This window comes from Eubacterium ramulus ATCC 29099 (assembly GCF_000469345.1).
GTDB classification, from domain to species: Bacteria; Bacillota; Clostridia; order Lachnospirales; family Lachnospiraceae; genus Eubacterium_I; species Eubacterium_I ramulus.
This window is the reverse complement of the sequence record NZ_KI271151.1, coordinates 13,891-40,285: the sequence shown is the minus strand read 5'-3', so window position 1 is coordinate 40,285 and position 26,395 is coordinate 13,891. Positions and strand designations below refer to the sequence as shown.

At 41.1% G+C, this 26,395-nt stretch carries 24 protein-coding genes and 1 pseudogene; 23 read left to right on the top strand and 2 right to left on the bottom strand.

The window, feature by feature from the left end; genetic code table 11:
- Nucleotides 1-102 precede the first annotated feature (102 nt).
- From HMPREF0373_RS10510 to clpB, 17 genes and pseudogenes are all read left to right on the top strand, one after another.
- On the top strand, nucleotides 103-342 hold the full coding sequence (locus HMPREF0373_RS10510) for a hypothetical protein (RefSeq protein WP_021739695.1): 240 nt from the start codon (nucleotides 103-105) through the stop codon (nucleotides 340-342).
- 51 nt (nucleotides 343-393) lie between these two features.
- Nucleotides 394-1,368 (top strand): carbohydrate kinase family protein, encoded by a 975-nt coding sequence (locus HMPREF0373_RS10505; protein ID WP_044963959.1) that lies wholly within the window; start codon nucleotides 394-396, stop codon nucleotides 1,366-1,368.
- A gap of 348 nt (nucleotides 1,369-1,716) precedes the next feature.
- Nucleotides 1,717-2,016 (top strand): hypothetical protein, encoded by a 300-nt coding sequence (locus HMPREF0373_RS10500; protein ID WP_021739692.1) that lies wholly within the window; start codon nucleotides 1,717-1,719, stop codon nucleotides 2,014-2,016.
- The gene (locus tag HMPREF0373_RS16795) at nucleotides 1,985-2,158 is read left to right on the top strand and encodes a hypothetical protein (protein ID WP_021739691.1); all 174 of its coding nucleotides are present in this window, start codon (nucleotides 1,985-1,987) and stop codon (nucleotides 2,156-2,158) included. Before HMPREF0373_RS10500 ends, HMPREF0373_RS16795 begins: the two co-directional genes overlap by 32 nt.
- Before the next feature lie 147 nt (nucleotides 2,159-2,305).
- A complete protein-coding gene (locus HMPREF0373_RS16790) occupies nucleotides 2,306-2,467 on the top strand; it encodes a hypothetical protein (protein ID WP_021739690.1) in 162 nt (53 codons plus the stop codon).
- 79 nt (nucleotides 2,468-2,546) lie between these two features.
- Nucleotides 2,547-2,855 carry a type II toxin-antitoxin system RelB/DinJ family antitoxin gene (locus HMPREF0373_RS10490; RefSeq protein ID WP_044963956.1) on the top strand — a complete coding sequence of 103 codons (309 nt, stop codon included), beginning with the start codon at nucleotides 2,547-2,549 and terminating at the stop codon, nucleotides 2,853-2,855.
- Nucleotides 2,852-3,148, top strand: a complete 297-nt coding sequence (locus HMPREF0373_RS10485) for a type II toxin-antitoxin system RelE/ParE family toxin (RefSeq protein WP_021739688.1) — start codon at nucleotides 2,852-2,854, stop codon at nucleotides 3,146-3,148. The genes HMPREF0373_RS10490 and HMPREF0373_RS10485 overlap by 4 nt, the downstream gene beginning before the upstream one ends.
- Nucleotides 3,132-3,416 carry an antirestriction protein ArdA gene (locus tag HMPREF0373_RS10480; RefSeq protein WP_021739687.1) on the top strand — a complete coding sequence of 95 codons (285 nt, stop codon included), beginning with the start codon at nucleotides 3,132-3,134 and terminating at the stop codon, nucleotides 3,414-3,416. Before HMPREF0373_RS10485 ends, HMPREF0373_RS10480 begins: the two co-directional genes overlap by 17 nt.
- 57 nt (nucleotides 3,417-3,473) lie before the next feature.
- Nucleotides 3,474-3,605: pseudogene (locus HMPREF0373_RS16505) on the top strand (antirestriction protein ArdA); the annotation flags it as partial.
- Between the two features lie 504 nt (nucleotides 3,606-4,109).
- Nucleotides 4,110-4,403 (top strand): hypothetical protein, encoded by a 294-nt coding sequence (locus HMPREF0373_RS17645; RefSeq protein WP_336302856.1) that lies wholly within the window; start codon nucleotides 4,110-4,112, stop codon nucleotides 4,401-4,403.
- A gap of 25 nt (nucleotides 4,404-4,428) precedes the next feature.
- Nucleotides 4,429-4,827 carry an acyl-CoA thioester hydrolase/BAAT C-terminal domain-containing protein gene (locus tag HMPREF0373_RS17640; protein ID WP_021739683.1) on the top strand — a complete coding sequence of 133 codons (399 nt, stop codon included), beginning with the start codon at nucleotides 4,429-4,431 and terminating at the stop codon, nucleotides 4,825-4,827.
- A gap of 25 nt (nucleotides 4,828-4,852) precedes the next feature.
- Nucleotides 4,853-5,638 (top strand): hypothetical protein, encoded by a 786-nt coding sequence (locus HMPREF0373_RS10470; RefSeq protein WP_021739682.1) that lies wholly within the window; start codon nucleotides 4,853-4,855, stop codon nucleotides 5,636-5,638.
- A 2-nt stretch (nucleotides 5,639-5,640) separates the two neighbouring features.
- A complete protein-coding gene (locus tag HMPREF0373_RS17535; RefSeq protein WP_021739681.1) occupies nucleotides 5,641-5,775 on the top strand; it encodes a hypothetical protein in 135 nt (44 codons plus the stop codon).
- A 169-nt stretch (nucleotides 5,776-5,944) separates the two neighbouring features.
- Nucleotides 5,945-6,574 carry a TetR/AcrR family transcriptional regulator gene (locus HMPREF0373_RS10465; protein ID WP_021739680.1) on the top strand — a complete coding sequence of 210 codons (630 nt, stop codon included), beginning with the start codon at nucleotides 5,945-5,947 and terminating at the stop codon, nucleotides 6,572-6,574.
- 179 nt (nucleotides 6,575-6,753) lie between these two features.
- Nucleotides 6,754-8,508 carry an ABC transporter ATP-binding protein gene (locus HMPREF0373_RS10460; protein WP_021739679.1) on the top strand — a complete coding sequence of 585 codons (1,755 nt, stop codon included), beginning with the start codon at nucleotides 6,754-6,756 and terminating at the stop codon, nucleotides 8,506-8,508.
- Between the two features lies 1 nt (nucleotide 8,509).
- Nucleotides 8,510-10,249 carry an ABC transporter ATP-binding protein gene (locus tag HMPREF0373_RS10455; RefSeq protein WP_021739678.1) on the top strand — a complete coding sequence of 580 codons (1,740 nt, stop codon included), beginning with the start codon at nucleotides 8,510-8,512 and terminating at the stop codon, nucleotides 10,247-10,249.
- Nucleotides 10,250-10,567: 318 nt separating this feature from the next.
- Nucleotides 10,568-13,150 (top strand): ATP-dependent chaperone ClpB, encoded by a 2,583-nt coding sequence (gene clpB / locus HMPREF0373_RS10450; RefSeq protein ID WP_021739676.1) that lies wholly within the window; start codon nucleotides 10,568-10,570, stop codon nucleotides 13,148-13,150.
- 187 nt (nucleotides 13,151-13,337) lie between these two features.
- Here the strand turns inward: clpB and HMPREF0373_RS10445 are convergent, their stop codons facing one another.
- Nucleotides 13,338-15,812: a GH39 family glycosyl hydrolase gene (locus tag HMPREF0373_RS10445; protein ID WP_044963953.1), complete on the bottom strand. Its 2,475-nt coding sequence runs from the start codon at nucleotides 15,810-15,812 to the stop codon at nucleotides 13,338-13,340.
- A gap of 258 nt (nucleotides 15,813-16,070) precedes the next feature.
- Between HMPREF0373_RS10445 and HMPREF0373_RS10440 the strand changes: the two genes are divergently transcribed.
- The 5 genes from HMPREF0373_RS10440 (at nucleotide 16,071) to HMPREF0373_RS10420 (ending at nucleotide 23,387) form a co-directional block, all read left to right on the top strand.
- Complete coding sequence (locus HMPREF0373_RS10440) at nucleotides 16,071-17,423, top strand: MFS transporter (RefSeq protein WP_021739673.1); 1,353 nt, start codon at nucleotides 16,071-16,073, stop codon at nucleotides 17,421-17,423.
- A gap of 143 nt (nucleotides 17,424-17,566) precedes the next feature.
- On the top strand, nucleotides 17,567-19,903 hold the full coding sequence (locus HMPREF0373_RS10435; protein ID WP_044963966.1) for a family 78 glycoside hydrolase catalytic domain: 2,337 nt from the start codon (nucleotides 17,567-17,569) through the stop codon (nucleotides 19,901-19,903).
- Between the two features lie 318 nt (nucleotides 19,904-20,221).
- Complete coding sequence (locus tag HMPREF0373_RS10430; RefSeq protein ID WP_044963951.1) at nucleotides 20,222-21,142, top strand: alpha/beta hydrolase; 921 nt, start codon at nucleotides 20,222-20,224, stop codon at nucleotides 21,140-21,142.
- A 300-nt stretch (nucleotides 21,143-21,442) separates the two neighbouring features.
- A complete protein-coding gene (locus HMPREF0373_RS10425; protein WP_021739670.1) occupies nucleotides 21,443-22,714 on the top strand; it encodes an AAA family ATPase in 1,272 nt (423 codons plus the stop codon).
- Nucleotides 22,701-23,387: an HNH endonuclease signature motif containing protein gene (locus HMPREF0373_RS10420; protein ID WP_021739669.1), complete on the top strand. Its 687-nt coding sequence runs from the start codon at nucleotides 22,701-22,703 to the stop codon at nucleotides 23,385-23,387. The genes HMPREF0373_RS10425 and HMPREF0373_RS10420 overlap by 14 nt, the downstream gene beginning before the upstream one ends.
- Nucleotides 23,388-23,670: 283 nt before the next feature.
- Here HMPREF0373_RS10420 and HMPREF0373_RS10415 read toward each other — a convergent pair whose 3' ends face one another.
- Nucleotides 23,671-24,663, bottom strand: coding sequence for an AraC family transcriptional regulator (locus tag HMPREF0373_RS10415; RefSeq protein WP_044963949.1), 993 nt, complete (start codon nucleotides 24,661-24,663; stop codon nucleotides 23,671-23,673).
- 281 nt (nucleotides 24,664-24,944) lie between these two features.
- On the opposite strand from HMPREF0373_RS10415, the gene rhaB reads away from it, so the two are divergent.
- On the top strand, nucleotides 24,945-26,342 hold the full coding sequence (rhaB, locus tag HMPREF0373_RS10410; RefSeq protein WP_021739667.1) for a rhamnulokinase: 1,398 nt from the start codon (nucleotides 24,945-24,947) through the stop codon (nucleotides 26,340-26,342).
- Nucleotides 26,343-26,395: the final 53 nt, after the last annotated feature.

The following is a 26,395-nucleotide window of genomic DNA, read 5'->3' as shown; positions in this document are numbered from 1 at the left end:
GCGAAAGCGGATTGCGAATGTCCGCTTTACGACGCATGGATAAAGATAGGGGGATTCCTAAAACGGGAATCCCTCTTTGCAGTATAGGGGCATAGGGTATTGATGATAGAGGAAAGAAGAAAAAGATATGAGAAGGAACTGCATGAAAAATATTTGCAGTTATATTATAATGAACAATGTTATGAAGAATTAATCTGTCTGGCTAATTTTTCAGAATATGGACAAAATGCATGGCTGAATTGTCTGGAAGGTGAATATGAGGATTTATTTACAGGAGAAAAACTGGAGATGAATTCGGTATGGATGAATCCTTATCAGTATAGATGGTGTGTGAAAAAATAGGAATTTTATGAAAAAATCAATGTCATTTTTGAAGGCAGAATGGAGAATTTTATGAAAAAATATGATGTAGTGGCACTTGGAGAATTGTTAATTGATTTCACAGAAAATGGAAAAAGTAATCAGGGAAATCCGCTTTTTGAGGCAAATCCGGGAGGAGCACCATGCAATGTACTTGCAATGCTGACGAAACTCGGACATAAAACGGCATTTATCGGAAAAGTAGGAGAAGATTTTTTCGGAGAACAGCTGAAAGATGCGATAACAGAAGTAGGGATTAATGCAGATGGATTATGTACAGATAAGGAAATCCATACGACACTTGCTATGGTACATACTTATCCGGATGGAGACAGAGATTTTTCGTTTTATCGTAACCCGGGAGCGGATATGAAGCTGAACAAAGAAGAAATTTGTGAAGACATTATTAAAGAAACGAAAATCTTCCATTTCGGAACATTGTCTATGACTCATGAAGAAGTGCGCGAAGCAACAAAAGAAGCAATCCGTATTGCAGAAGAATCCGGTGCGATTGTTTCTTTCGATCCTAATTTACGACCTCCACTGTGGAATTCTTTGGATGAGGCGAAGGAACAGGTATTATATGGATTAGCACATTGTCAGATCCTGAAAATTTCAGACAATGAAATCCAGTGGCTGACAGGAGAAGAAGACTATACTGCGGGGGTAAACTGGATCAGAGAAAGATATCAGATTCCGCTGATCCTTGTATCTATGGGTAAAGAAGGAAGCCGTGCATATTATAACGAAATGATGGTAGAAGTAAAATCGTTCCTTCAGAAAAATACAATTGAGACGACAGGAGCAGGAGATACATTTTGTGGTTGTGTATTACATTATATCTGTGAACACGGAATGGAAAGTTTAGAAGAAGAAAACCTGAGGGAAATGCTGACTTTTGCAAATGCGGCTGCATCTGTGATTACAACAAGAAAAGGGGCACTGCGTGTAATGCCAACCAGAGATGAAATTGAGAATCTGTTGGCAATCCGCCTTTTTCCAGAATAACAGTGATAGAGTAGTCAGAATTTCAGTAAACGATCTGGCAGATAACTAATGAAAATGGACGCCTTTGCAAGTAATTTGCAGGGTGTCTTTTTTCACCATTTTGCATGGCTTGTAGTGTTCACAAAATAATTAGCACTCATGGGATTGATTCTGTTCGTTCTGCAATTAAGGAATTAGAGCATCATGGATATGTGGAACGTCATAGATTGCGTAATGAGTATGGCTTTTATGGCGATACCGAATATATTATCCGGGAAGTTCCATTAGGAGAAGAAAATGATTAAGTGGAGAATAGAAGTGCCTAAGAGCGGATAGTCCAATTTTGGACAAGAAGTAAATGGACAGCTCGTGATTGACGATAGTGCCAAAATTACGAATGCAAACGGACAGACCTATACTGCATCTACAGCACCGGTTATTATAAATACAGGAGCAGCAGGGTACGGTGCACAGGAAAATCAAAAGGCCTCTTCTGGCAATGCGGCAATGGTAGCAGCAACTTCTGACAATACAGATTATTTCCCATATGAAGTAGAAGCAGGGGCAGTAGGAATCTATCAAAATGAAGATGGAACTTATTCAGGGACCATAGGATCAGAGGATACTGAAATTTCAGATGGATTATGCAGATGGTTGGACATGGTTTGACAGTGATGGAAATGTACTGAGTGATGAGAATGTGTCACAGATGACAACAGAAGAGAAAGCTCAGGCATTTCTGGAAGGACGATATGCAAAAGGAGAATCCGGACAAAATGCAGGTCCAGGAAGATGCGGAAACCTTAAGTGAACTGTTTAATTCTGAAGAAAAATAACAGTAAAACGAAAGGGAGTTATTTATATTTAAAGGAAGGTGATGAGGTCGTGGAATGCGACCTCATTATTATATGTGAACATGAAATAGCAGTAGGCGGAATGAGAAATATTTCTCGGCCTGATGGCGATTGTTGTTATCGGTATCTACTTGGGATTCAAGCGTGAGTTTTCCAAACGCATCGGATTCTTGGTAGTTGCCTTAGTAGCCGTTGGTCTTGTATTCAATGCGTCCGGCGTAAAAGATGTATTGTTACAGTTATTCAATAAGATTATTGGAACATAAAATTAGTATTGCTATTGTGCGGACATTTGCATATAATAAAGATAGATGGAAATACTACTCACGAAAGGAGATGTTTTATATGGCTACAAAATCAGCAAATTTATATGCAAGGATTGAACCAGATGTCAAAGAAAAAGCAGAAAGTATCCTGTCTGCACTTGGTATCCCTGCTTCCAGTGCTATCAATATGTTTTATAAACAGATTATCTTACAGAGAGGACTGCCGTTTGAAGTAAAAATACCATCTGCCAGACCTGTTGATATCAGCACATTATCAGAAGTAGAGTTCAATGAAGAATTGGAGAAAGGATATGCGGATATGCAGGCTGGACGGACAAAAAATGCGAAGAAAGCATTTGCTGACATTCGCAAGGATTATGGCCTATGATATATGAAGTAGAATTATCCGAACAGGCTGACAGTGATTTGAGAGGGATTTTTGAATATATTGCTTTTGAATTGCAATCGCCGGAAAATGCAAGCGGACAGCTTGACCGTCTGGAAGAACAGATATTAAGTCTGGATACGATGCCGGAGCGTTATCGAAAATATGAAAAAGAACCGTGGAAAAGCCGTGGACTTCGTGTATTACCAGTAGACAATTATGTGGTACTTTATATTCCAGACAGCGATAAAAAAGTTGTAACAATACTTAGAGTAATGTATGCGGACGGGACATAGACAATCAGTTAAATCTCCATACAAAGCAATAAAGGATATTCCCTATTGTGGCGGTATAAAGGATTTATTGCAGAAATCCGAAGAATTTCTGTTTTATCCAGAGTGCCACAACATCATGGACGTTGCTCATTACCGCTTGGAGCATAACATTGAATTTTCTGCTCTTTCTGAAAAAAGAAAGAAATACTTTAATCTGGAAGCCTACGCCCATGAGCTGGAAGAAAAAGGACGTTATGCTGTCTGCAACAACGGTATGTTCAAGCTCTGATGGTGGTAGTCCTTATGGCAGATTTTATGATTACAACCGAAAGGAAGAGAAGCGCTTATGATTGATGATATGCAAGTCTATATAGCCAATCTTGGCAAATACAATGAGGGAGAACTGGTCGGGGACTGGTTCTCTTTTCCGTTGAACGAAGAAGTGATTACAGAACGTATCGGCTTAAATGCAGAGTATTTGTGTTTGTCAATATGGGAATCATACTGATTAGAATATATCTTCGGAAGAAGTTTGATTGTATGTAAATTATTATTTTAATGACCAGATGAGGGGATAAATTGCATTCCAAGTGCAGTGAATATAATGCGCATGAACATAAAATTTTAAATATTATGAAAACAAAATTTGGTTGATTAACCAGGTAAAAGTGATATACTGAATGCATAAGAAAAGAAACCGTGTGGAATTACAGTTTTGTTTTCACACGGTTTTTTAGAAAATGAGAGTTAGATATTGCTAACATGAACACTGGCAGTTTTTTTAAAAATGAAAAAGAGGACGGATTTCTATGAAAATATTGATTTATGGTGCAGGTGTGATTGGATCCTTGTATGCGGTCTTATTTGCAGAAACTGGTTATGCCTGTTTATTGTGTAATAGGTAAGATTCCGGCTGTTCGGAATATCTCAAATAAAATAATAGTTTTGGAGAAACGTGGCCGATATTAAGGAGATGATGCAGATGCAGAAAAGACATTTTGAAATGGAAACAGATGGACTTTATGGTGCATATTGGAAATGTAAAACCGACTCAGACTGTGCAATGATTGCAATGATCGGAGATGATTCGGAAGATTATCTGGCACGAACATCCGTAAAATGGTTACATAAATTTGGTGTGAATGTGATGACGATGTCACCGGCAAAAAAGGATTATGGACATCATAATTATCCACTGGAACGTATAGAGAAAGCAATCAGTTGGTTAAAAACACATGGTAATCAGAGGATAGGAATTGTCGGGGCATCCGATTGAAAAAGAAACAAAACGAACCGGTGATATGATCAATTCAAGAAAACTATTTGATGATTCTGAAAAGGCTCACCCAATCACAGAAGACGAGATGATCAAGATTGAAAAAATCCATGGAACAGTATTGTTAATTGGTGCTGAAGATGATGTGTTGTGGGATACTGCAAAATATATGCGCCGTATGAAGCAGCGTATGAAAGAACATTCACACACATGCAGATTGGATTATGTCATTTATGAGCATGGAACCCATTTCGTTTTTCCGGAGAGTATGTTAAAGACGATGCTGCCAATTGGTTCTGGAATCTTTATGAAACTGGCATTTCAGGCGGCAAGAAAGTATCCGAAAGAATGTCAGAGTGCACGGATGGATATTGACCAGCGGGTGAGAAATGCTGTTGCTGAATGGAAGAGTACAGAAAGATAGATTAAAATAGATAGAAGGTATAAGTATGGTATTTAAAACAATAGGAAATAAATCAAATCCAGTTATCTTGTTTTTCCATGCAATGGAAGTAATTGGGGAAAGTAGTATGCCGGTTGCAGAGAAAATGAAAGAAAAATATTACTGTATTATGCCAACATCAACCGTGTATTGCTCTGGGCAGAGATATCAAAGTAAAAGAGATGAAATACAGCAAATTGTACGATTTCTGGAAAATCATGGAATCAAAGAGATAGAACTTGCAGTTGCATCTTCGATTGGAGCAGATCTCGCCATGGCATTCCTGACAGAGATAAAAATACCGGTAAAGCATGTTTTTTTTGATGGCGGGCAGTTTGCACAGATTGGAAAGGCAACACGCAGAATCATGGTTCCGTTCTTATATATAGCAATGAAAAGTTTATATTGGTCAAAAGGAAAGACACTAAAGAGAATCATGTGGTGTGACGATGATAAAATTAAACCTTATTTTATAGAGGCAGGAAAGAACTTGACGTATGGAAATCTGAGAAGACAGCTGACAGACAGTTTGGAAGATAAGCCATTTTCAGAACTATCAGAAGAATTGCAGAAACATACATTCTGGGAATTTGGAAGTATAGAAGAACATTTTAAATACAGAAATGCAGTGATGCAGACTTATATATACGGTAACTTTCCGGTTTTTGAGGGATTCAACCATATGCAGTATCAAATTCAAAATCCGGAGGGATTTGCCAGAATGCTCGAAACAATTATTGAGACTGACCGATTACCGGAATTGGCATTTACGATGTGGTATAGAGGAAAATAGTTATGAAAAATGCTTATGAGCTTGCTGAAAATATATTGAAGTCCAAACCCGATAAGAATATAGAATTAAAATCATCAGATTCTTTTGCCAGTATTGAGTTATATGGTACATCAGCTTGCAAAAGAAAATCTGTCTGAATAGAACAGACTTGTAAAACTGCAGAAAGCATCTGCGGAGTGGAAACTGAATACACGAGGAAAAAAATTGAAACACCAAGACTTGACAAATTCCTGTAATGAGTTAAAATATAACAGTGTTATATAACGCTGTTATATTTTGAAAAGAAGTTTAGAGGATACGAAAAGAATGTCGACGAAAGCAGAAGATACACAGAAAAACATATTAGATACAGCCAGAAAACATTTTCTGAAAGATGGTTTGACAGGAGCATCTTTAAGAAATATTGTAAAAGATGCAGGGCTTACTACTGGCGCATTTTACAAATATTATCCGACGAAAGAGGCACTTTTTGATGCACTGACGGATCCTTATATGGAACATATTTATCAGATTTATGACCAGATCGTTGAGGAGTTTGAAAAGCTTTCTGCCAGTGATCAGACAAGGAATATGTCGGATACATCCAGTGATGGGATGGAGCAGATGGTTGATTATATCTATGATCATTATGATAATTTCAGATTATTGTTGAAATGCGGAGACAGTGGAAAATTTGAATTATTCATACACAATATGGTAGAGCGGGAAATGAAGTCCAGCTTGAATTATATGGAAAAGATGAAAGAGAACGGTGTGAAAATACCGATTGTAGAGGAAAGCCTTATGCATATGATCTATACGGGATTTTTTTCATCAGTATTTCAAATCATTGAGCATGATATAGACAGGGAGACTGCAAAGAAAAATGTACATCAACTGAAAGAATTTAATACAGGTGGCTGGGAACGATTGTGGAATATTGAATTTCCAGTATAACTGATGCAGGAATTCTGAATAGGTTATGTGTGTTGCAGGTTCTGGAATTCTGAATAAAGTTCAGACAGGATAATAATATCAGGTGGTTGATGCCAGTAGACCACCTATTTTATTATATACTGGTTAGTGCGAACTAATAGAAGGTAAAATAATAAAACGAACGTAAGGAGTGAAAAGATGTGAAAGAAAAAAAGAAGTCGGCAGTCAGCTGGATCCTGACGTGGGCCGGACAAAAAAGAATTGCCTATGTGTGGAGTGTGTTATTTGCAATAGGAAATGTGATTTTTAAGATTTTGCCGTATTTTATTATTGCAGATGTAGTAAAGCTGTTTTTAAATGGTGAAAAGGAGTTTGAAATATATCTTGCAAAAGCGGTTCTGATTGCATTATCGTTTATCATTGCAGAACTGCTTCATTCACTTTCGACAGCATTGTCACATAAAGCAACGTTTGCAGTACTTGCAAATATAAGAAAATCCTGCTGTGACAAGCTGGCGCGGGTACCTCTTGGCTATGTGAAAGACACACCTTCCGGTACATTTAAAAATATTATGGTGGAAAGAATCGACAGTATCGAGACAACACTGGCGCATATTGTCCCGGAATTCACGTCCAATCTGCTGGCACCGATTGTGATTTTGATTTATTTCTTCCTGACAGACTGGAGATTGGCACTCTGGTCATTGGTGCCGGTTATAGTGGGATTTCTTTCCTATTTTGGAATGATGCTGGATTATAAACCAAGCTTCGAGAGAACGGTTCAGACAACAAAAGATCTGAATGATGCGGCAGTGGAATATATTGACGGAATCGAAGTGATCAAGGCATTTGGAAAGACAGAAAGTTCTTATGCAAAATTTACAAAGGCGGCTATGGCTTATGCAGATTCCTTTATTTCCTGGATGAAACGGTGCTCGATCTTTCATGGACTGATGATGGTGGTCACACCTTATACGCTTCTTACGGTATTGCCGTTTGGGGCACATTATGTAGCCAATGGAACACTTGCGATTTCAGATTTTGTCATCTGCATTATTTTATCACTTGGAATCGTTGGACCGTTGATCACAGTGGGTTCCTATACAGATGATCTTGGCAAGATCGGAGTGATTGTTGGTGAAGTGGCAGGAATTCTGGAACAACCGGAACTGGAACGTCCAGAGAAAAGTAAATGTGTTCCAAAAGATAACTCCGTTACTCTTGAAGATGTCAGATTTGGTTATCACGACAAAGAAATCCTGCACGGAGTAACTATGGAGCTGAAAGCAGGAACGGTAAATGCAATCGTAGGACCTTCCGGAAGCGGCAAGTCGACCATCGCAAAGCTGATTGCGTCCCTGTGGGATGTGGATTCCGGAAGCATCAAAATCGGTGGAGTTGATGTCAAAGAACTGGCATTTGCAGATTTTAATCGGAAAATTGCATATGTTGCACAGGACAATTATCTGTTTAATGAAACAGTCCGTGAAAATATCAGACAGGGAAATACGGATGCTACAGATGAACAGATCATCGAGGTGACAAAGAAAAGTGGATGCTATGAATTTATCATGCAGTTGGAGAATGGATTTGATACGGTTGTAGGAGGTGCAGGAGGACATCTGTCAGGTGGCGAGAGGCAGCGTATCTCCATTGCAAGAGCAATGTTAAAGGATGCTTCGATCGTGATCCTTGATGAGGCAACTGCCTACACAGATCCGGAAAATGAGGCAATTCTGCAGAATTCTATCGCAAAACTGGTAGCAGGGAAGACACTGATCGTAATCGCACACAGACTTTCTACTGTTAAGGACAGTGACCAGATCTTTGTTGTAAATGATGGAAATGTAACAGCACATGGCACACATGAGGAACTTCTGGTGTCATGCCCGCTTTATAAGGAAATGTGGAATGCCCATATTTCTGTAAAAGATACGGTGAAGGAGGGAGAATGATATGTTTGGGATTCTGGCAAAATTCTTTCATTTTTCAGGCAGGGAAAATGGCAATAAATTTAAACTGTCGATAGTGATCGGACTCATAGAGGCTCTTGCCTCAGCAATGAAGATTCCGGCTATTATGTACATACTGATTGGTCTGCTGAGTGGGAAATCGACAGGAAAATATATTGGAGGCTCCGTTGCGATTATGGTTCTTGCAATTGTAGTCGACGTAATCTGCAAGAGATACTCTACAGTGCTTCAGACAGAGGGAGGATATAATGCAAGTGCTTTTATGAGAATCAAGATTGCAGAACATCTGCGATATCTGCCGATGGGGTATTTCAATTCCAATAGTATCGGGGAAATTTCTTCCATTACAACCAATACAATGGAAATACTTGGCGATGTGGCTGCGAGAGTGGTCATGCTGACCATGCAGGGAATTCTGGAAACATCCATGATCATTCTGATGTTGTTTCTTTTTGACTGGAGAATCGGATTGATCGCCGTAGCAGGAGTACTTATTTTCTTTGGAGTCAATTCTGTGATGCAGAATACAGGGAAAAAAGATTCAGAGCAAAAAGTGGTATGCGATACAGAGCTTGTAAACCAGATCATGGAGTATCTGCAGGGAATATCAGAAGTAAAATCATACAATCTGCTTGGAAAAAAGGCAAAGAGATTAAATGATGCAAATGAAGCATGTGAAAAGATCAATACAAAGATGGAGATGTTGTTTGTTCCCTATCATTTTCTGCAAAGTGTGATAACAAAAATCACAGGTGCAGTGATTGTAGCATGCAGTGCATATTTTTATATTAATGGAACTATGAGTGCGGTCTATGCGATCGGTATGACAATTTCAGCATTTATGCTTTATGCCAGTCTGGAATGTGCAGGAAATTATTCATCCCTTTTACATGTGGTAAGTGTATGTGTAGATAAAGCAAATGCAATACTGGAACTGGATACCATGGATATCGACGGTAAAGAAATACAGCCGGAAAATTACGATATCAGACTTTCTAATGTTTCGTTTTCTTATGACAAACGGAAGATCATTGATGATATATCGCTCTCTATTCCGCAGAAAACGACGACAGCAATCGTTGGACCATCTGGTGGAGGAAAATCAACACTTTGCAATCTGATTGCCAGGTTCTGGGATGTGGATTCCGGAGAAGTGATGCTTGGAGGCGTGAATGTAAAAGACTATAGCATGAATAGTTTAATGAGTAATTTTTCATTTGTATTTCAGTCTGTGTATTTGTTTGCAGATACCATTGAGAATAATATTAAATTCGGACGTCAGGATGCAAGCCATGAGGAAGTGGTGGAAGCGGCAAAGAAAGCGTGCTGTCACGATTTCATCAGCAAACTTCCGAATGGATATGACACAGTGATCGGAGAAGGCGGAGCCACACTTTCCGGCGGTGAGAAACAGCGGATCTCGATAGCCAGAGCAATCATGAAGGATGCACCAATCGTTATATTAGATGAGGCAACGGCCAATGTTGATCCTGAGAATGAAAAGGATCTGATGAATGCAGTAGATGCACTTACAAAGGAAAAAACGATTATTATGATTGCCCACAGATTAAAAACGGTCAGACATGCAGATCAGATTGTGGTTGTTGAAAAAGGAAGAATTGCACAGCAGGGAACACATGAGCAACTAATGAAGCAGGAAGGTATTTATAAGAGATTTGTGGATGCAAGGCAGCAGGCGGTAAGTTGGAAACTGGTGCACTGAGAAATAATCCACAGTTGGTGAATATCCAAATTGAATTGTCTGAAAGAGATTTAATTTAAGTTTCGCTTATATAGGTGTCTGAGGAAAATTTCATAGGAAAAACATGAAAAAAGCACTGAAAACTGTTGAATTATTGGTTTTACAGTGCTTTTTCTTTTGCAAAAGAGGGACACAAATTTTTCACAAAATAATTAGCACTCACCTCTTGACTCGGCTAATAACATATGGTATAACATACTTAACGCAAAGAAAAGCGTTATACAACAAATAGAACAAAAGTATGAAAATAGTAGAAACACCCGGAAAGGAGGGGTTTTTATGAATATCCAGAAATTTACACAGAAATCTATGCAGGCAATCCAGGATTGCGAGAAATTAGCTTATGAATATGGTAATCAGGAAATCGAGCAGGAACATCTGCTGGTAGCCCTGATGCGTCAGGAAGATGGTCTGATCCCGATGCTGATTGAAAAGATGGAGATCAACAAACAGCATTTCATGAACAATGCGGAAGATCATCTGGCAAAGAGAGTGAAAGTTTCCGGCGGACAGGTTTATGTCGGTCAGCAGCTGAACAAAGTATTGATCAGCGCCGAGGACGAAGCAAAGCAGATGGGCGATGAGTATGTATCTGTAGAGCATCTGTTTTTGAGTATGATCCGTTATCCGAACCCGGCGATCAAAGAGATTTTCCGTGAATATGGAATCACAAGAGACAGATTCTTCCAGGTATTATCCACTGTCCGTGGCAACCAGAGAGTTGTAAGCGACAATCCGGAAGCTACTTATGATACATTGGAAAAATATGGTTACGATATGGTAGAACGTGCAAGAGATCAGAAACTGGATCCGGTCATCGGACGTGACAGTGAGATCCGAAACGTTATCCGTATCCTTTCCAGAAAGACAAAGAATAACCCGGTTCTGATCGGTGAGCCTGGTGTTGGTAAGACTGCCGTTGTTGAAGGACTGGCACAGCGTATCGTTCGCGGAGATGTTCCGGAAGGATTAAAAGACAAGAAATTATTTGCCCTTGATATGGGTGCACTGGTTGCAGGTGCAAAATACAGAGGCGAATTTGAGGAACGTCTGAAAGCTGTTTTGGATGAAGTAAAGAAGAGCGAGGGCAAGATCATTCTCTTTATCGATGAGCTGCATACGATCGTTGGTGCAGGAAAGTCGGACGGAGCCATGGATGCCGGCAACATGTTAAAACCAATGTTGGCAAGAGGTGAATTGCATTGTATCGGTGCTACTACACTGGATGAGTACCGTGAATATATCGAAAAAGACGCTGCACTGGAGCGTCGTTTCCAGCCGGTTATGGTAGATGAGCCGACGGTGGAAGATACTATTTCCATTCTGCGTGGTCTGAAAGAGCGTTATGAAGTATTCCATGGTGTAAAAATTACAGATGGTGCGCTGGTTTCAGCAGCTGTATTATCTAACCGTTACATTTCTGACCGTTTCCTGCCGGATAAAGCCATCGACCTTGTGGACGAGGCCTGTGCACTGATCAAGACAGAGCTGGATTCCATGCCGACAGAGCTGGATGAACTGAACCGTAAAGTAATGCAGCTGGAGATTGAAGAAACCGCTTTGAAGAAAGAAGAAGACAATCTGAGCAAAGAGCGTCTGGAGAATCTTCAGAAAGAGCTGGCAGAGCTGCGCAGTGAATTCCAGACAAAGAAAGCACAGTGGGACAACGAGAAGAAAGCCGTTGAGCGTGTACAGAAGCTGCGTGAGGAACTGGAAGCACTGAACAAAGAAATCCAGACCGCACAGCAGAATTATGATTTGGAAAAGGCAGCAGAACTGCAATATGGAAAGAAACCACAACTGGAGAAAGAACTGGCGCACGAAGAAGAAATCGTGAAAAATAAAGATATGTCACTGGTGCATGAGAGTGTCAGCGAAGACGAAATCGCAAGAATCATTTCCCGCTGGACAGGAATCCCGGTTGCAAAACTGACCGAGAGTGAACGTAACAAAACCTTACATCTGGACGAAGAACTGCACAAACGTGTCATCGGACAGGATGAGGGTGTTACAAAAGTAACCGAAGCGATCATCCGTTCCAAAGCCGGAATCAAAGATCCGAGTAAGCCGATTGGTTCATTCCTCTTCCTTGGACCTACCGGTGTTGGTAAAACCGAGCTGGCAAAAGCTCTGGCTGCAAGCCTGTTTGACGATGAATCCAACATGGTTCGACTTGATATGAGTGAATACATGGAGAAATACTCCGTATCCAGACTGATCGGAGCACCTCCAGGATATGTAGGTTACGATGAAGGTGGTCAGCTGACCGAAGCTGTTCGTAGAAAACCATATTCTGTCGTTCTGTTTGATGAGGTAGAGAAAGCACATCCGGATGTCTTTAACGTATTGTTACAGGTTCTGGATGACGGTCGTATTACGGATTCCCAGGGTCGTACCGTAGATTTTAAAAATACCATCATCATTATGACCTCCAACCTTGGATCTGCGCATCTGCTGGAAGGTATTGATGAAAACGGTGATATCAATCCGGAAGCAGAAGAACTGGTTATGAACGAGCTGCGCGGCAACTTCAGACCGGAGTTCTTAAACCGTCTGGATGAGATCATTATGTTTAAGCCGCTGACCAAGGATAACATCGGAAATATCATTCATCTGCTGATGAATCAGCTGAACAAACGTCTGGAAGACCGCGAGATTTCCGTAGAACTTACACCGGCAGCAGAGAACTTTATCGTAGAGCATGGGTATGACCCAATCTACGGTGCAAGACCTCTGAAACGATTCCTGCAGAAACATGTGGAGACTTTATCAGCAAAACTGATCCTTGCCGATGAAGTACATGCAAATGATGTCATCCTCATTGATGTGGATGGAGATCATCTGACGGCAAGGGTAAAATAATATAAGGATTATGGGAGTGCAAAGCACGGAGTAATCCGTGTAATCAAGATTTGGGTGTTTTGACACCTAGATCAGATATAGAAAAAAGAGACTTAGCTTAGTTGTAATGACTGGGCTGAGTCTCTTTTTCTATCAATCAAAATGTAAATAATCGGTGCCCGCTTTTACAAGTAAAAGTCAGAAAATATCAGGTATTGTTCATGATATTTGGTTCTTCCGCAATCTCAATCAGGATAACACTGTGGACGGGCAGTGTAACATCAATGATCAGATGATCAGTTACAGTTGCTTCCCGGTAGATGGTATCCGGGCTTGATTTCTGCTGGATATGATCTAAAATTTCAACAGAATCGTACTGGGGGGCTCCCATTTTCAGCCAGAGATCATAAGCGGAGCCGGAAGTGCGGCTGACTTCTGTCTGGCGCATAAGGTAATGTCCGGAGGGGAGATTTAATATGATGCACATGGAAAGGGTGGGGATATTACCATAGCAATCATAACGCTGTTCATAGGACAGAATGGAGGGCAGGTGTTCATCATAATCCAGCGGAAATGCAGTGTGAAACAGCAGAAGCTGGTAATGTGAGCCATTTTTTGTGAGAATATAATGTTCGCCTTTGGATAGAATCGAGTTACTCAACTGATTTAATTGCACAAATGTATAGTAAGATGCCTTTTTCAATCCGTGGATATCCAGCAGACCGGGACCACCACCGAACAACCGGTTTTCCGGAAAGAAATCTTCATTTACATCACAAAGGGAACGAAATCCCAGCATCTGTACCTGAGTGCCGATCAACATCTGCACAGTATATGCAATAAAGGAACTCATAAAGCAGGTATCCCGGGCATAATCTTTTGGATGGTAGGTATTGTTCCAGTCAGAAATGATCACGGGATAGTCAGTAAAGGTCGGATCCTGGTGAACCAGATGCAGAAAATCAAAGAAACTCTGGTAGAGTCCGGAAGCACTTCGATAGGAATGTTCTGTCGTATCAGCGAGATAGCGGTTCTGTATCATCCGGTCGGAAGTATTGAAATTGGAGGCATACAGATGCACGGTCAGAAAGTCCGGGTGCAGTTCGTAAGTCCGGCAATAGTCAAAAAATGCCTGATACCAGGAAAAACCATTTGGAATGGAAAAGTCAGGTCCGGCGAATTGCAGCGCTTCGTCCACCGTTTTTATCGCATTGTAGGTAACACGGTAAAACAGGAAAAAGTTTTCCATCGATTCGTGCCAGTAGCCACCTTTCATTTCCAGATCAGGGGAGGTCCACATATTGAACTTCCAGGTCAGCACTTCTTTTCTTCCATAACGATGGATCAGGTGTTCCATAAAATGTTCCACAAGACGGCTCCAGTTTTTCAGGGAGCGGGGAAAACTGACATTTGGCCGGTGCTGCCAGTTGGCAAACTGTTGCCTGGAAGCAAGCATACGCGGCATAAATCCAAGTTCTGTGTAAGGTTTGATATGAAGTTCACACAGAAAATCATAGATCATATCAATATATTGCCAGTTGTATACCGGAACTTTGTCCGGTGTCTCATAGTAGACAAAGAGATCATCGGAAAATACATTGCGCAGCCGCAGGTGACGGATGGATAATTCCCCGGCGACATTGCGTAGCTGCTGCTGGATATCTCCCCGGAGAAGGTCAGCGGCACGACCGATGGAATAACATAATTCCGGAAGTTTGCAGTGAGCCAGGGAAGGATCTTGTTTTCGTCCATTTAACTCCAGGGTGATACGGTCATTTTTGTCTGTGTCCGGCAGAGATCGTTCTGTTTTTTCTGTCCAGTAATCCCGGAAAAAGGAAAAGGTGGAGGAAGTTTCTTCCGGCGTGTGCTGACGGCTGTGCAGAAGTTTCTGCTCCTTCTGCCAGGCATAAGGTGTAGTGTGAAACAGTTTTTTAAATGCAGTATTATATGTTTTGTAACTGTTGAATCCACAGGAAAGGGCGATATCCAGCAGAGAGTGGTCCGTATTCATAATAAGCGGCAGGGAATTGACAATGCGCAGCTGGTTGATGTATTCCGTCAGTGTCAGTCCCATATGTTCCCGGAAATATTTTGAAAAATACTGCGGATGCAGTCCGATCTGCGCTGCCACTTCCGGCAATGACAGATCTTTTGTATAGTGTTCTGTGATGTAAGTCAGGGCATGGAAAAGCCGGTCATCCCGTGTCTGAGTTCCATGAAGCGCAGATGCAGAAGAAGTGGACAGCTGGTTCAGGATGTAGGACAGCAAATTTCCGAGATGGGACAGTGCATGCAGTTGAGCCCCCGGGGAATGTACGGTATGATAATAAATAAATTTTCCGAATTCCTGACAGAAAAATTCATAGCGTTCCGGTTCGGATTCCGGTGTGACGGTGTGGGTGTTGAGTGTCATGTCAGTAAGCTCCGGAACTGCAGACTGTATGTAGGATTTATGGATGAGAACACTCAGAACCCGGGCATCCGGTGAGAAAGTCAGGAACTGATGGATTTCGTACATATTAAAAAATGTAAAATCATGGGGCTTTAGATGAATCAGCTGATTGCGGCACCGGATGGTTCCGGTTCCCTGCAGCAGAAACAGAAAGTTGAAACTGTCAAAACATTGTGGTTTGCTATTCAGTTTGTCTTTCAGTTCAAACTGGTAAAAAGGCAGGACAGGCATGATAAAATCTCCTTTTATAATGTAAGTTTTTGAAATGATAATAGAAAATAGTATAACATAAATGGAAGAAAAATAATATAAAATGCATAAATAAGGGTAGAAATATAAGGTTAAAAAAACAGAGTAGAATAAAACAACTGAAAAAAGCCAGAAAAAAGTTCTGTTTGGACAAGCCAAAACCGGAAAAAATCCGTAAGATTATGGACATAGAAACGAGCACACAGGTTTAGCAAAAAACCGAAAGAGAGGTATGAGTAAATGAATGAGAAAAAAGAATTGTCTATGTCTGAACGAATCAGCTGGGCACTTGGACAGGCTACCGGCCGTCAGTTTATCACGGCGCTGGTAAGTACATACATTTTGATCTTTATGACAGATGTATTTGGAGTACCGGCCGCAGCAGCAGGTGTCATTATGACAGCCGCAACTGTCTGGGATGCTATCAATGATCCAATCATGGGTGGACTGGCAGACCGTACAAAGAGCCGCTGGGGTACTTACCGTCCGTATCTGTTACTGATTCCGCTGCCATTATCCATCGTATCCGTTCTGTTGTTTGCAGCACCGGATCTGAGCACTACCGGAAAAATTGTTTATGCAGCGGTACTTTATATCTGTTATGGAATGCTTGTAACAGCCATCGAGATTCCATATTATGCAATCCTTCCAACGATGTCCAGAAATGAGATGGAGCGAAATGATGTCATTTCTCTGGCAACGTTTATCGCATCCATCATGATCCTTATTGTAACATCTTTTACAACAAATTTTGTAAATGTGATCGGTGGAGATAATCCGGCAAAAGGATATATGGTATTAGTAGCCATCGGTGCGATTTTGATGTGTATTACAAGCTGGATCGCATTTGCAAAATGTAAGGAACGTCATACGGTTGATATGACACACGAAGAGCATGTATTTAAAAGTGCAGGAAAGCTTCTGAAAGTAAAAGAGATGTATCCGATGATCGCATTCTGGTGTGTAGGATGTATCCTGTTTCAGATTATCATGTCATCTTCTGTTTTTTATTGCATGTACTATCTGATGAATCCTGGCCTGATCGCTACTTACATGTTAGTGATCTCCATCAGTGGTATGGTAGGTGTTATGGTGCTGATGCCGATTCTCCTTAGAAAAGTAAAAGGAAGTATGAAAAAAGCAGTTACATTTACACAGGTTATTGCCTGCGTATGTTATCTGATTCTGTTCTTTGTTGGTGGAAAATCCATTCCGGCACTGTATATCCTGACATTTATTGCATGTATGTTCTCTACCATGACAAATGCATTTCGTCCGATGACTGTTTTCGGAATGACAGATTATGTATACAAAACAACCGGTGAACAGCTGAATGGTACGATTTCTGCTATTGGTGGTTTCTCCTACAAATGTGGAACAGCTATTTCCAATGCGATCCTTGCAGGTGTTCTGGCAGCAACCGGTTATATCGCAAATGCTATCGGGCAGGAGCCGGAAGCAGTTCTGATCGGTATTAATTCCGTTCGTTTCCTCGTTCCACTGGCAGCATCCGTTCTGTATATTATTTTCATCCAGTTCTATCCGGAGAAAAAGATGCAGGAACTTACTGCGAATAGTGAGAAAGCTAACTAAAACCATAAACCAAATAAAAAATGTATTCCTGGAGAATTTCATTTATAAGATTCCGTGAATACATACAAATCAAAGGGGCATTTGTACATGCCCTTTTGGTGGTTGAAGAAAGCGTAGTAGAAAAGAAAGGTGTATTAAAATCAATGAAAAATCAATGGATTACAGATGGAAGCGGAAAACCGTTTTATGCAAGAAAAGAAATTCATCTGACAAAGGAAATCTGTAAGGCCAGGGCAGCAGTCTGCGGTCTGGGACAATTCATTTTTCATATCAACGGGCAGAAGGTAGGAGATCACGAGCTGGATCCGGGCTGGACAAATTATAAAAAACGAATCCAGTATGTAACATTTGATGTGACGGATGATCTGAAAAAAGGGAAAAATGTGATCGGAGCGGAAGTCGGAAACGGCTGGTTTCTGATGCAGAACGAGCATTACAGTTTCCATTTTCCACCTTTTATGCCGCCAAATCCGAATCCGTATGAGGCGTTTGGCGAGAGCCTTGTACTGGCACTGGAACTGACGGTGGAATATGCGGATGGAACCAGTGAGACAGTTTATGCGGATGATTCTTTTAAGGTAAAACCGCATGAGATTACTATGAGCAATGTGTATGGTTCTGAGACAGCCGATGGAGCGGCTTATCCTGCAGGCTGGGACATTGCCGGCTTTGATGACAGTGGCTGGGCAGCTGCACAGCAGGTGGCAGAGGTGCAGGCACCGACTGGAACACTTGTAGAGCAGGATCAGCCGGCTATCAAAGTGATCAGGCGCTACGAGGCAAAATATATTCACAGCGTGGAAGCGGATAAATCTCTGGATATGACAGAACAGCAGGAATCTGATATAGATGCAGAGAATGTTGCAGCAGAGGATCAGAAAACCGGCAGTATTCATCGCGATATTTACGATCTGGGACAAAATATTTCCGGTATGCTGCAGTTTGATGTAAAAGGCAAAAAAGGAACGAAACTGCGTTTTTATGTGGCAGAAAAACTGGATAAAAACGGTGATGTGGATCAGATGGCGAAAAACTGGGTCCTGATCGACAACTGTATTACCTATGTCATTGGACAGGATGATATCTGGGAAACATTCCGTATGAAATTCACTTATTTTGCGGGACGTTACTTTGGGGTGGAAGGACTGGATGAACATACAGAACTTCGCAATATGTATGGAGATGCGATTTCCAGTGCATGGCAGAGGGATGGAAGTTTTCACTGTGATGATGAGCGTTACAATCAGATTTATGACTTGGTGGAGAAAGCTGTGGAAGCAAATATGCTCAGTGTACATACGGACTGTCCGACCATTGAGCGGTTTGCATGGCAGGAGCCAAACCATCTGATGGCACCGTCAATTATGTATATGAAGCGTTCTGATCGTCTTTGGAACAAATTTCTGACGGATCTTCGCATGGATCAGCATACGGCAGAGGACAGCTTTTCTGACGGGCAGGGCGGACGGTTTTATCCGGGGGATGGACTGATGCCATCTCAGAGTCCATGCTATATCCCGAATGTACTTCCGGTACCGGGAATGGGAAGTTTTTATGATATTATTCCGTGGGGCAGTACAAGCATCCTTGGAACCTACTGGCATTATATGTTTTATGGAGATGAGCAGATCATTCGTGATAACTATGAGGCAGGAAAAAAATATCTGGGTCATGAAGCGGCTCTTCGCGATGAAGAAGGATTTATCCATCACGGTCTCGGTGACTGGGGAAATCCGGAACACGCATTGCTGCGCGAGAATGTTGAGACTGCATTTTTGTATGCAGACAGCAAGACAATGGCATACTTTGCAGGCATTCTCGGAAAAACGGAGGAGCAGGCAGAATTTACAGAACTGGCAGAAGAAATCAAAGCAAATTATAATGAAAAACTACTGGTGCAGCACCCGCAGGATGGATACTGGTATTATCAGGCATGGGATCACAAAGATGAGATTTGCATGACGCAGGCCGCAGAGGCATTGCCGTTGTATTGGGGCATGGTTCCGGAAGATAAGGTGGAAGATGTGGTACGTACCTTCCGTCAGACACTGGAAGAAAAAGGTGTGTTCATCAGCGGGGAGGTCGGACTGCCATATATTATTCAGACTGCGAGAAAATATGGTATGAACGATCTGATCTGTCAGTTTATCACCAGAACCCAGCATCCGAGCTACTACGCATTTGTACTGGATGGTGAGACAACACTGGGTGAATACTGGGAGCAGAATCCGAGAAGCCACTGCCATGATATGATGGGACACATCATCGAGTGGTATTACAATGGACTGGCTGGTATCCGTTCGCTGGAGCCGGGATTTGGCAGAATCGAAATCGCACCGTATCTGCCGGAGAGTATGAATGAATTTACCTGCAGCTATAACTCCGTAAAAGGAAAAATTACGGTGCATGTGACACGGGAAAATGGTGAAGTAAAAGTGGAAGCTGATGTTCCGGAAAATATTGAGTATACGATTCTGTAAGATGTTGGGGTCAAAAGATGCCTTACGAATTGTTCCGTACTTCGTACTCCCACAATTCTACCCAATATTCGCATATCGTGAAGCTGACGCTCCACTTTTATGCTCATATCAGGGCGGGTCATTAAGCCATAAAACCACTCCTGTGCAAGCACATCGTGGTTTCAGGCTTTTGACCCTGGCATCTTCTGTAAATATGAAGTCATGAACATATTCAAATTTATCGGTTATGTGTACAATATTGAAAAATAGCATGTAAATAATAGTGGATAAGTAATGTAGGGCATGAGTTGTGCTCTGCATTATTGGAAAGGGGAAATTATGGGATATCCAAGAGAAGTGATCGAACAGGTAAAAGAAGCAGTTTGCAAAGAAGCGGCAGAGATGCGCCGGATCAACAAAATCGTTCCGGTGACTGGTAAACGACTGCAGATTACACAGCCGGATCGACAGATCGACGTGGTTTTTTATCCATCAGAGAAAGAACATGCACCGTTGATTCTTGGTTTCCACGGCGGTGGATTTCTGTTTGGAGGATGTGCTATGAATGATGCTATGTGGAGCGAGACGGGGGCACAGCTTGGAGCTGCCGTGGCATCTGTTGAATACCGAAAGAGTCCGGATTACCAGTGGAGAGAGGCCCTTGCGGATGCCTATGATGCAGCTGTTTATTTTCAGAATAACGCAGAAGAATATGGTATCAATAAAAATGATATCTCTGTGATGGGATGCAGCGCCGGAGCAAATCTGGCAGCATCTGTCTGCCTGTATGCAAATCAACAAAAGAATCATCTTTTTCAGAGACAGATTCTTATGTATCCGTTTCTGGATTCTGCGACAGATCCTGACAGCAAAGGAAAAGGAAGCCTGGAAGGACCGATCAAGTATGTATTTAATGAATTGCATCGTAAACCGGAGGAAGCCAAAGTTCCGCTAGTCTCCCCTGTTTTTGCTGAAAAAAAAGAATTAGAAGGACTTCCGAAAACCATCATTTGTTATGCGGATCAGGACAATCTGAAAGCAGAAGGACAGAAATATGCGGAGATGCTGCGAAATGTAGGTGTCGGTGTGGATGATATGGTGACGATAGGAATGCCGCATGGTTTTTATGAGAGTGGTTTTGGAAAAATCAGTGAGGGAGAGATGGATTTCCTTGGGGATGATGTCAAAGAGATGATCCGAAACGGAAAAATCGCACAGGCTTCACAGGAGTGTCTGGAGTTTATCAAAAAACATTTTTAAATACTGCAAGAGTAAAATAATACAAGAATAGAATAATTAAGAGGCTTAGCTTAGTGTAATGACTGGGCTGAGTCTCTTTTCTCTCAGATTTTGGAATGATCACTTTGAACGCAAACCGCAAAGAGAATGTGTTTATGAGCAAGTAACGGAAGTGGATTGCGAATGTTCGATTTACAATAACTTCATGGCATGATACAATAAAATATCATTGTGACGGAGTTGTTTTTATCTGGAATAGAATTTTTAAAGAAGAATACAATAAACGAAATTAGTTTGACCTAATAGTAATAGAGGAGATGTGTGGAAAATGGAGGATTTAACGTGAAAGAATATTTTATCAGTGAGATTGATATAGACAAATTGTATCATTTGTCGGATATAAAAATACAACTGGATTCGACGAAACGCCAGCATCTTCTGCTGACAGGAAAAAATGGTTCAGGAAAGACATCGTTGTTGTTAGAGATAGAAAAATTTTTGAAGGCCATAAATGATGAAAAATTTTCTAAGTTGAGAGGGTTTTATAAAGATGCATTAAATAGAGCCAAGGTTAATATAGAATCTGCAGCCAGTGAGAACGATAAATATGAAGCTGAAAAGCGGTATAGAATTTATGCAGATGAAATTGCAAAATATAGCGATGGTGTTCGAATTACCCTGAATGAATGCGATGGCATAGAAAAGGCATACCAAGATGGAAAATTTATAATGGCATATTTTCCATCTGAACGAAAAGCACAATTTGATGTACCGAATGGGGTAGAAAATATTGAATTGTCCAAAGCATACAGAATAGATAATAGTGCAGGAGCAGTTTTGCTTAAATATATGGTACATTTGAAAACGCAGCAATCTTATGCACAAAATGCAGGCGATGAATCTGTTGCGCAAATGATTCAGAAGTGGTTTGACAGATTTGAATCAGCATTGAGAATTTTACTGGATGAGCAGTCTGTCCATCTAGAATACGACTATAAGCGCTATAATTTTAAAATTTGTCAGAATGGACGAGAACCATTTGGTTTTAATGAATTATCGGATGGATATTCTTCCATTATTTATATGGTTTCGGATTTAATTCTGCGAATGGATAAGAATTGGCTGTTAGGGGATGAACTGAGTCAGTATAATTATCAGGGAATTGTTCTGATTGATGAGTTGGAGACACATCTTCATATTGAATTACAGAAAAAGATCCTTCCGTTTTTAACAGAATTTTTCCCCAAAATCCAATTCATTGTGACAACACATTCTCCTTATATTTTGAATTCTATTTCAAATGCAAGGGCTTATGATTTGGAGAGACATGTTGCATTGGATAATTTATCGGCATTTTCTTCCGATGATCTTGCAGAAGGATATTTTGAAGCGGATGAATATTCTGATGAATTAAAAAAACAATTGGCAAGGTATGAAATCCTTTGCTTCAGTGATGAAGTGACAGAGGAGGAACGAGCAGAGCGGGCAGAACTCAGAATCAAATTGAAAAATATGTCTTCGGAACTTTCAGGAACAGCAAAAGAGAAGTTTGAGGATATTGAGCGGAGAAGAAAATTAAATGATCAGAATTAAAAGAAAAGATACCGCACAGACACAGCTTGCAATTAAGGATTTAGAGGAAGCAAGTCAGCGTGGAAATTCTTATAATACAGAAAATGTAAATCGTGCGTTAAAAGCAGTATTTTATGGAAAATGTTACATCTGTGAAAATAAACACGCTACATCGTATCAGATTGAACATTTAATACCGCATCATGGCAATGCACGGTTGAAATATGACTGGAACAAATTGTTTTGGGCGTGTGCGCATTGTAATAATATAAAATCTGACAAGTATGAGCCGATTTTAGATTGTACAAAGCGTTCAGTGGAACAATTAATTGCATTTCGTAAAAAAGGCTATTTTGGTGCAGAGGAAAAACTGGAATTTACGCCATTGGTTTCTGATGATGAGGAAGTGGAACAGACGGTTTCTCTGCTTGAAGATGTATATTATGGAACGACACCGCAGAAAAAGATAGAGGCGCAGATCATACGAAAAAATTTGCGAAAGAATCTCTCAAAATTCAAAGAGTATGTAAGAGAGTATCAGGAAGCGGAAGATGCGGTGGAAAAAGACGATATAGGAGAACTCTTGAAAAGAGAACTCAATAATAGTTCTGAATTTACTGCATTTAAAAGATGGCTGATCTGGGACAACGAAATGTTTTCAGAGATAGAAAAGTATATTCCGAAAAAAGATTGATTTTAGAGAAATAAAAATTGGTACTTGAATGTGCAATTATTCAAGTACCATCCTAATTTTGCCTCAATTTTATTATTGCACAAAGACTTATATTGCGGTAAGCTTCCTCAATTTAGGATTAGGAACCTTTGGGGCTTGCTGAGGAGTGTGAAAATTGAGTACAAGCATGGTCAAAAATGTTTCCAAATTAACCACCTCCTATATGTAATGATACCAAATAATAAATGAAGAGAAAAGATACTGCGTAAAAAGTAGGAGACTTAGCTTAGTTGTAATAATTGGGCTAAGTCTCTTTTTTTAAGCCGCATTTTTTCCGGTAATCTCTTGGTGTATCGTTGTATTTCACCTTAAAACTGTTATAGAAATAGCTGCTGTTGCTGTAGCCGATGGCTTCCATGATCTGCTCTACGCTCAGGGAACTCTGGCTCAACAGATAAGCAGCCTGTTGCAATTTACGTTCCTGTAGAAGCTGCTTGAAATTTTTCTGTAAATGCTTTTTTAACAGACGGCTCACATAATAGGTGGGCTGTCTGATCTGTGCGGAAATCTCCGCAAGTGTCCCTGATTTATAATGCGTCTCAATATATTGCAAAATCGTAAAAATCTGTGTCTGTTCGTACTGTTCCGGCACCGGGCAGTTTAATTTTTCTGCAAATACGGAGAGGTTCATCAGAACCAGTCCCATGGTCGTCTGGTTGATGGTATTTGTGTTCTGTTTATTCCAGAAAATTGTCCATATCATGTTTTCCAAAAGATTCAGCACCGGAGGAATATCCTTTGCGGAAAAATGCAGATAACTGTAGAGGGAAGTGCTGCCGGATAAAGCACTCAGCAGAAAATCTCGTAAAATGTTTTCCTGCTCGATCATGGAGACTGAACGGTCAAAAAATTCCGGAAGAATGATGAAATTCACAGCAATATCGTTTTCCCCGGCCGGTAATATCTCATGGGAGGCATTCTGGTTCAGAAACAGAAGATCACCTTCCTGCAAAACCAGCTTGTCTGTACCGTTTAGAATGTGTGTGGTCGTTCCGCTGCACATATAAATCAGTTCCACATAGTTATGCCGGTGTCGTGGAAAATGTACAAATCTCGTATGAGGACGAACTTCGATCAGACATCCTTTTTCCAGCAGTTTTTTGCTGTCAATGGTGAAATCAGATGGCTTTGCAAACTGCGTGGTATAGAGATTCGACTGAATCTGAGAAGCACCCTGAAGAATGAGCCTTTCCTCTTCTGTGACCTGTCTGAGTTTGTTCAGTAATTCCTCCTGCATGTCTTTCCCCTTTTCTATCTGTGTGAGTCTGAACTGAGTTTGCATCCGGATTTTCAGACATCGTAAAAATGGAATTCCGTATCTGCAAATAAAGTCCTGTTTTTTTGAAAATAAAAGCCTAAAAATCTATCTGATATCATTATAAAATAATCCCATGAAAATGCAATGGAAGAATTGATGGAATGGTTTTTCTAAGGGATATTTTTTGAATTTTAATTGAAAATATGAAGATCAATTTGGATAGATTAGCAGAATAGGAAAATAGCAGAAGGGAGAATTGCATGAAATATTATCTTGCAGTGGATATCGGGGCTTCCAGCGGAAGACTGATCCTGGGACACCGGGAAGAGGGAAAAATGATTCTGGAAGAAGTACACCGTTTCGGAAACGGAATGGAAATGCAAAACGGGCATCTTACCTGGGATGTGGATCAGCTGTTTGCTGAGATTATTACCGGAATGAAAAAATGTGCGGAACTCGGAAAATTTCCGGAGAGTATCGGCGTAGACACCTGGGCGGTAGATTTTGTGCTTCTGGATGCACAGGATCAGCGGATTGGTGATGCAGTCGGATACCGTGATCACAGAACACAGGGGATGGATCAGAAAGTTTATGAAGTGATCGGTGAGGAGAAACTTTATCTGCGCACCGGCATTCAGAAGCAGCCATTCAATACGATTTATCAGCTGATGGCTGTAAAAGAGCAGACACCGGAACAGATGGAGCAGGCAGAAACGCTTCTGATGATACCGGATTATCTGCATTTCCTGCTGAGTGGACAGAAAGTGACGGAATATACCAACGCTTCCACCACACAGCTTTTGGATCCGCAGACAAAGGACTGGGACTGGGATCTCATTGATCGGTTGGGCTATAAGAGAGAACTGTTCCGGAAAATTTGTCTTCCGGGTACAAATCTTGGAAGTCTGACACCGGGGATCGCCGCAGAGGTTGGATTTAACTGTGCGGTAGTCGTTCCGGCAACACATGATACAGGAGCAGCAGTTATGGCTGTCCCGGCAGCAGATGATCAAGTGCTGTATATCAGTTCCGGCACATGGTCTCTGATGGGAACCGAAGTGAAAGAGGCTATCTGTACCGCAGAGAGCCAGAGGTACAATTTTACCAATGAGGGTGGATATGATTACCGGTTCCGTTATCTGAAAAATATTATGGGAATGTGGATGATCAATTCCGCACGAAAAGAGCTGGCACCGGATATGAGCTTTTCTGACATTTGCGAAGGTGCGGCAAAGCAGAGCATTTCTTCCATCGTAGATGCGAACTCTGACTGCTTCCTTGCACCGGAGAGCATGACGAAGGAAGTACAGAACGCCTGCGCTGAGAGTGGTCAACAGGTTCCGAAGGGCATCTGGGAAACAGCGGCAGTGATTTACAACAGTCTGGCAGAATGTTATGCGCAGACAGCTCATGAAGTTGAAAAAATGACAGGTGTATCGTATGACTGCATCTATATCATTGGCGGAGGAGCAAATGCGGATTATCTGAACCGGCTGACTGCAAAAGCATGTCAGAAAAAAGTCTGTGCGGGACCGATCGAGGCAACCGCTATCGGAAATATTTCCGCGCAGATGATCGCTGCCGGTGAACTGGAAAATTTAAAAACTGCGAGAGAATGTATTTATCATTCTTTTGACATCGCTGAATATGAAGCATAGAGCAGATATCAATCTGTTTTTATAGAAGAGAAATAAGAAATATGGAAACAATA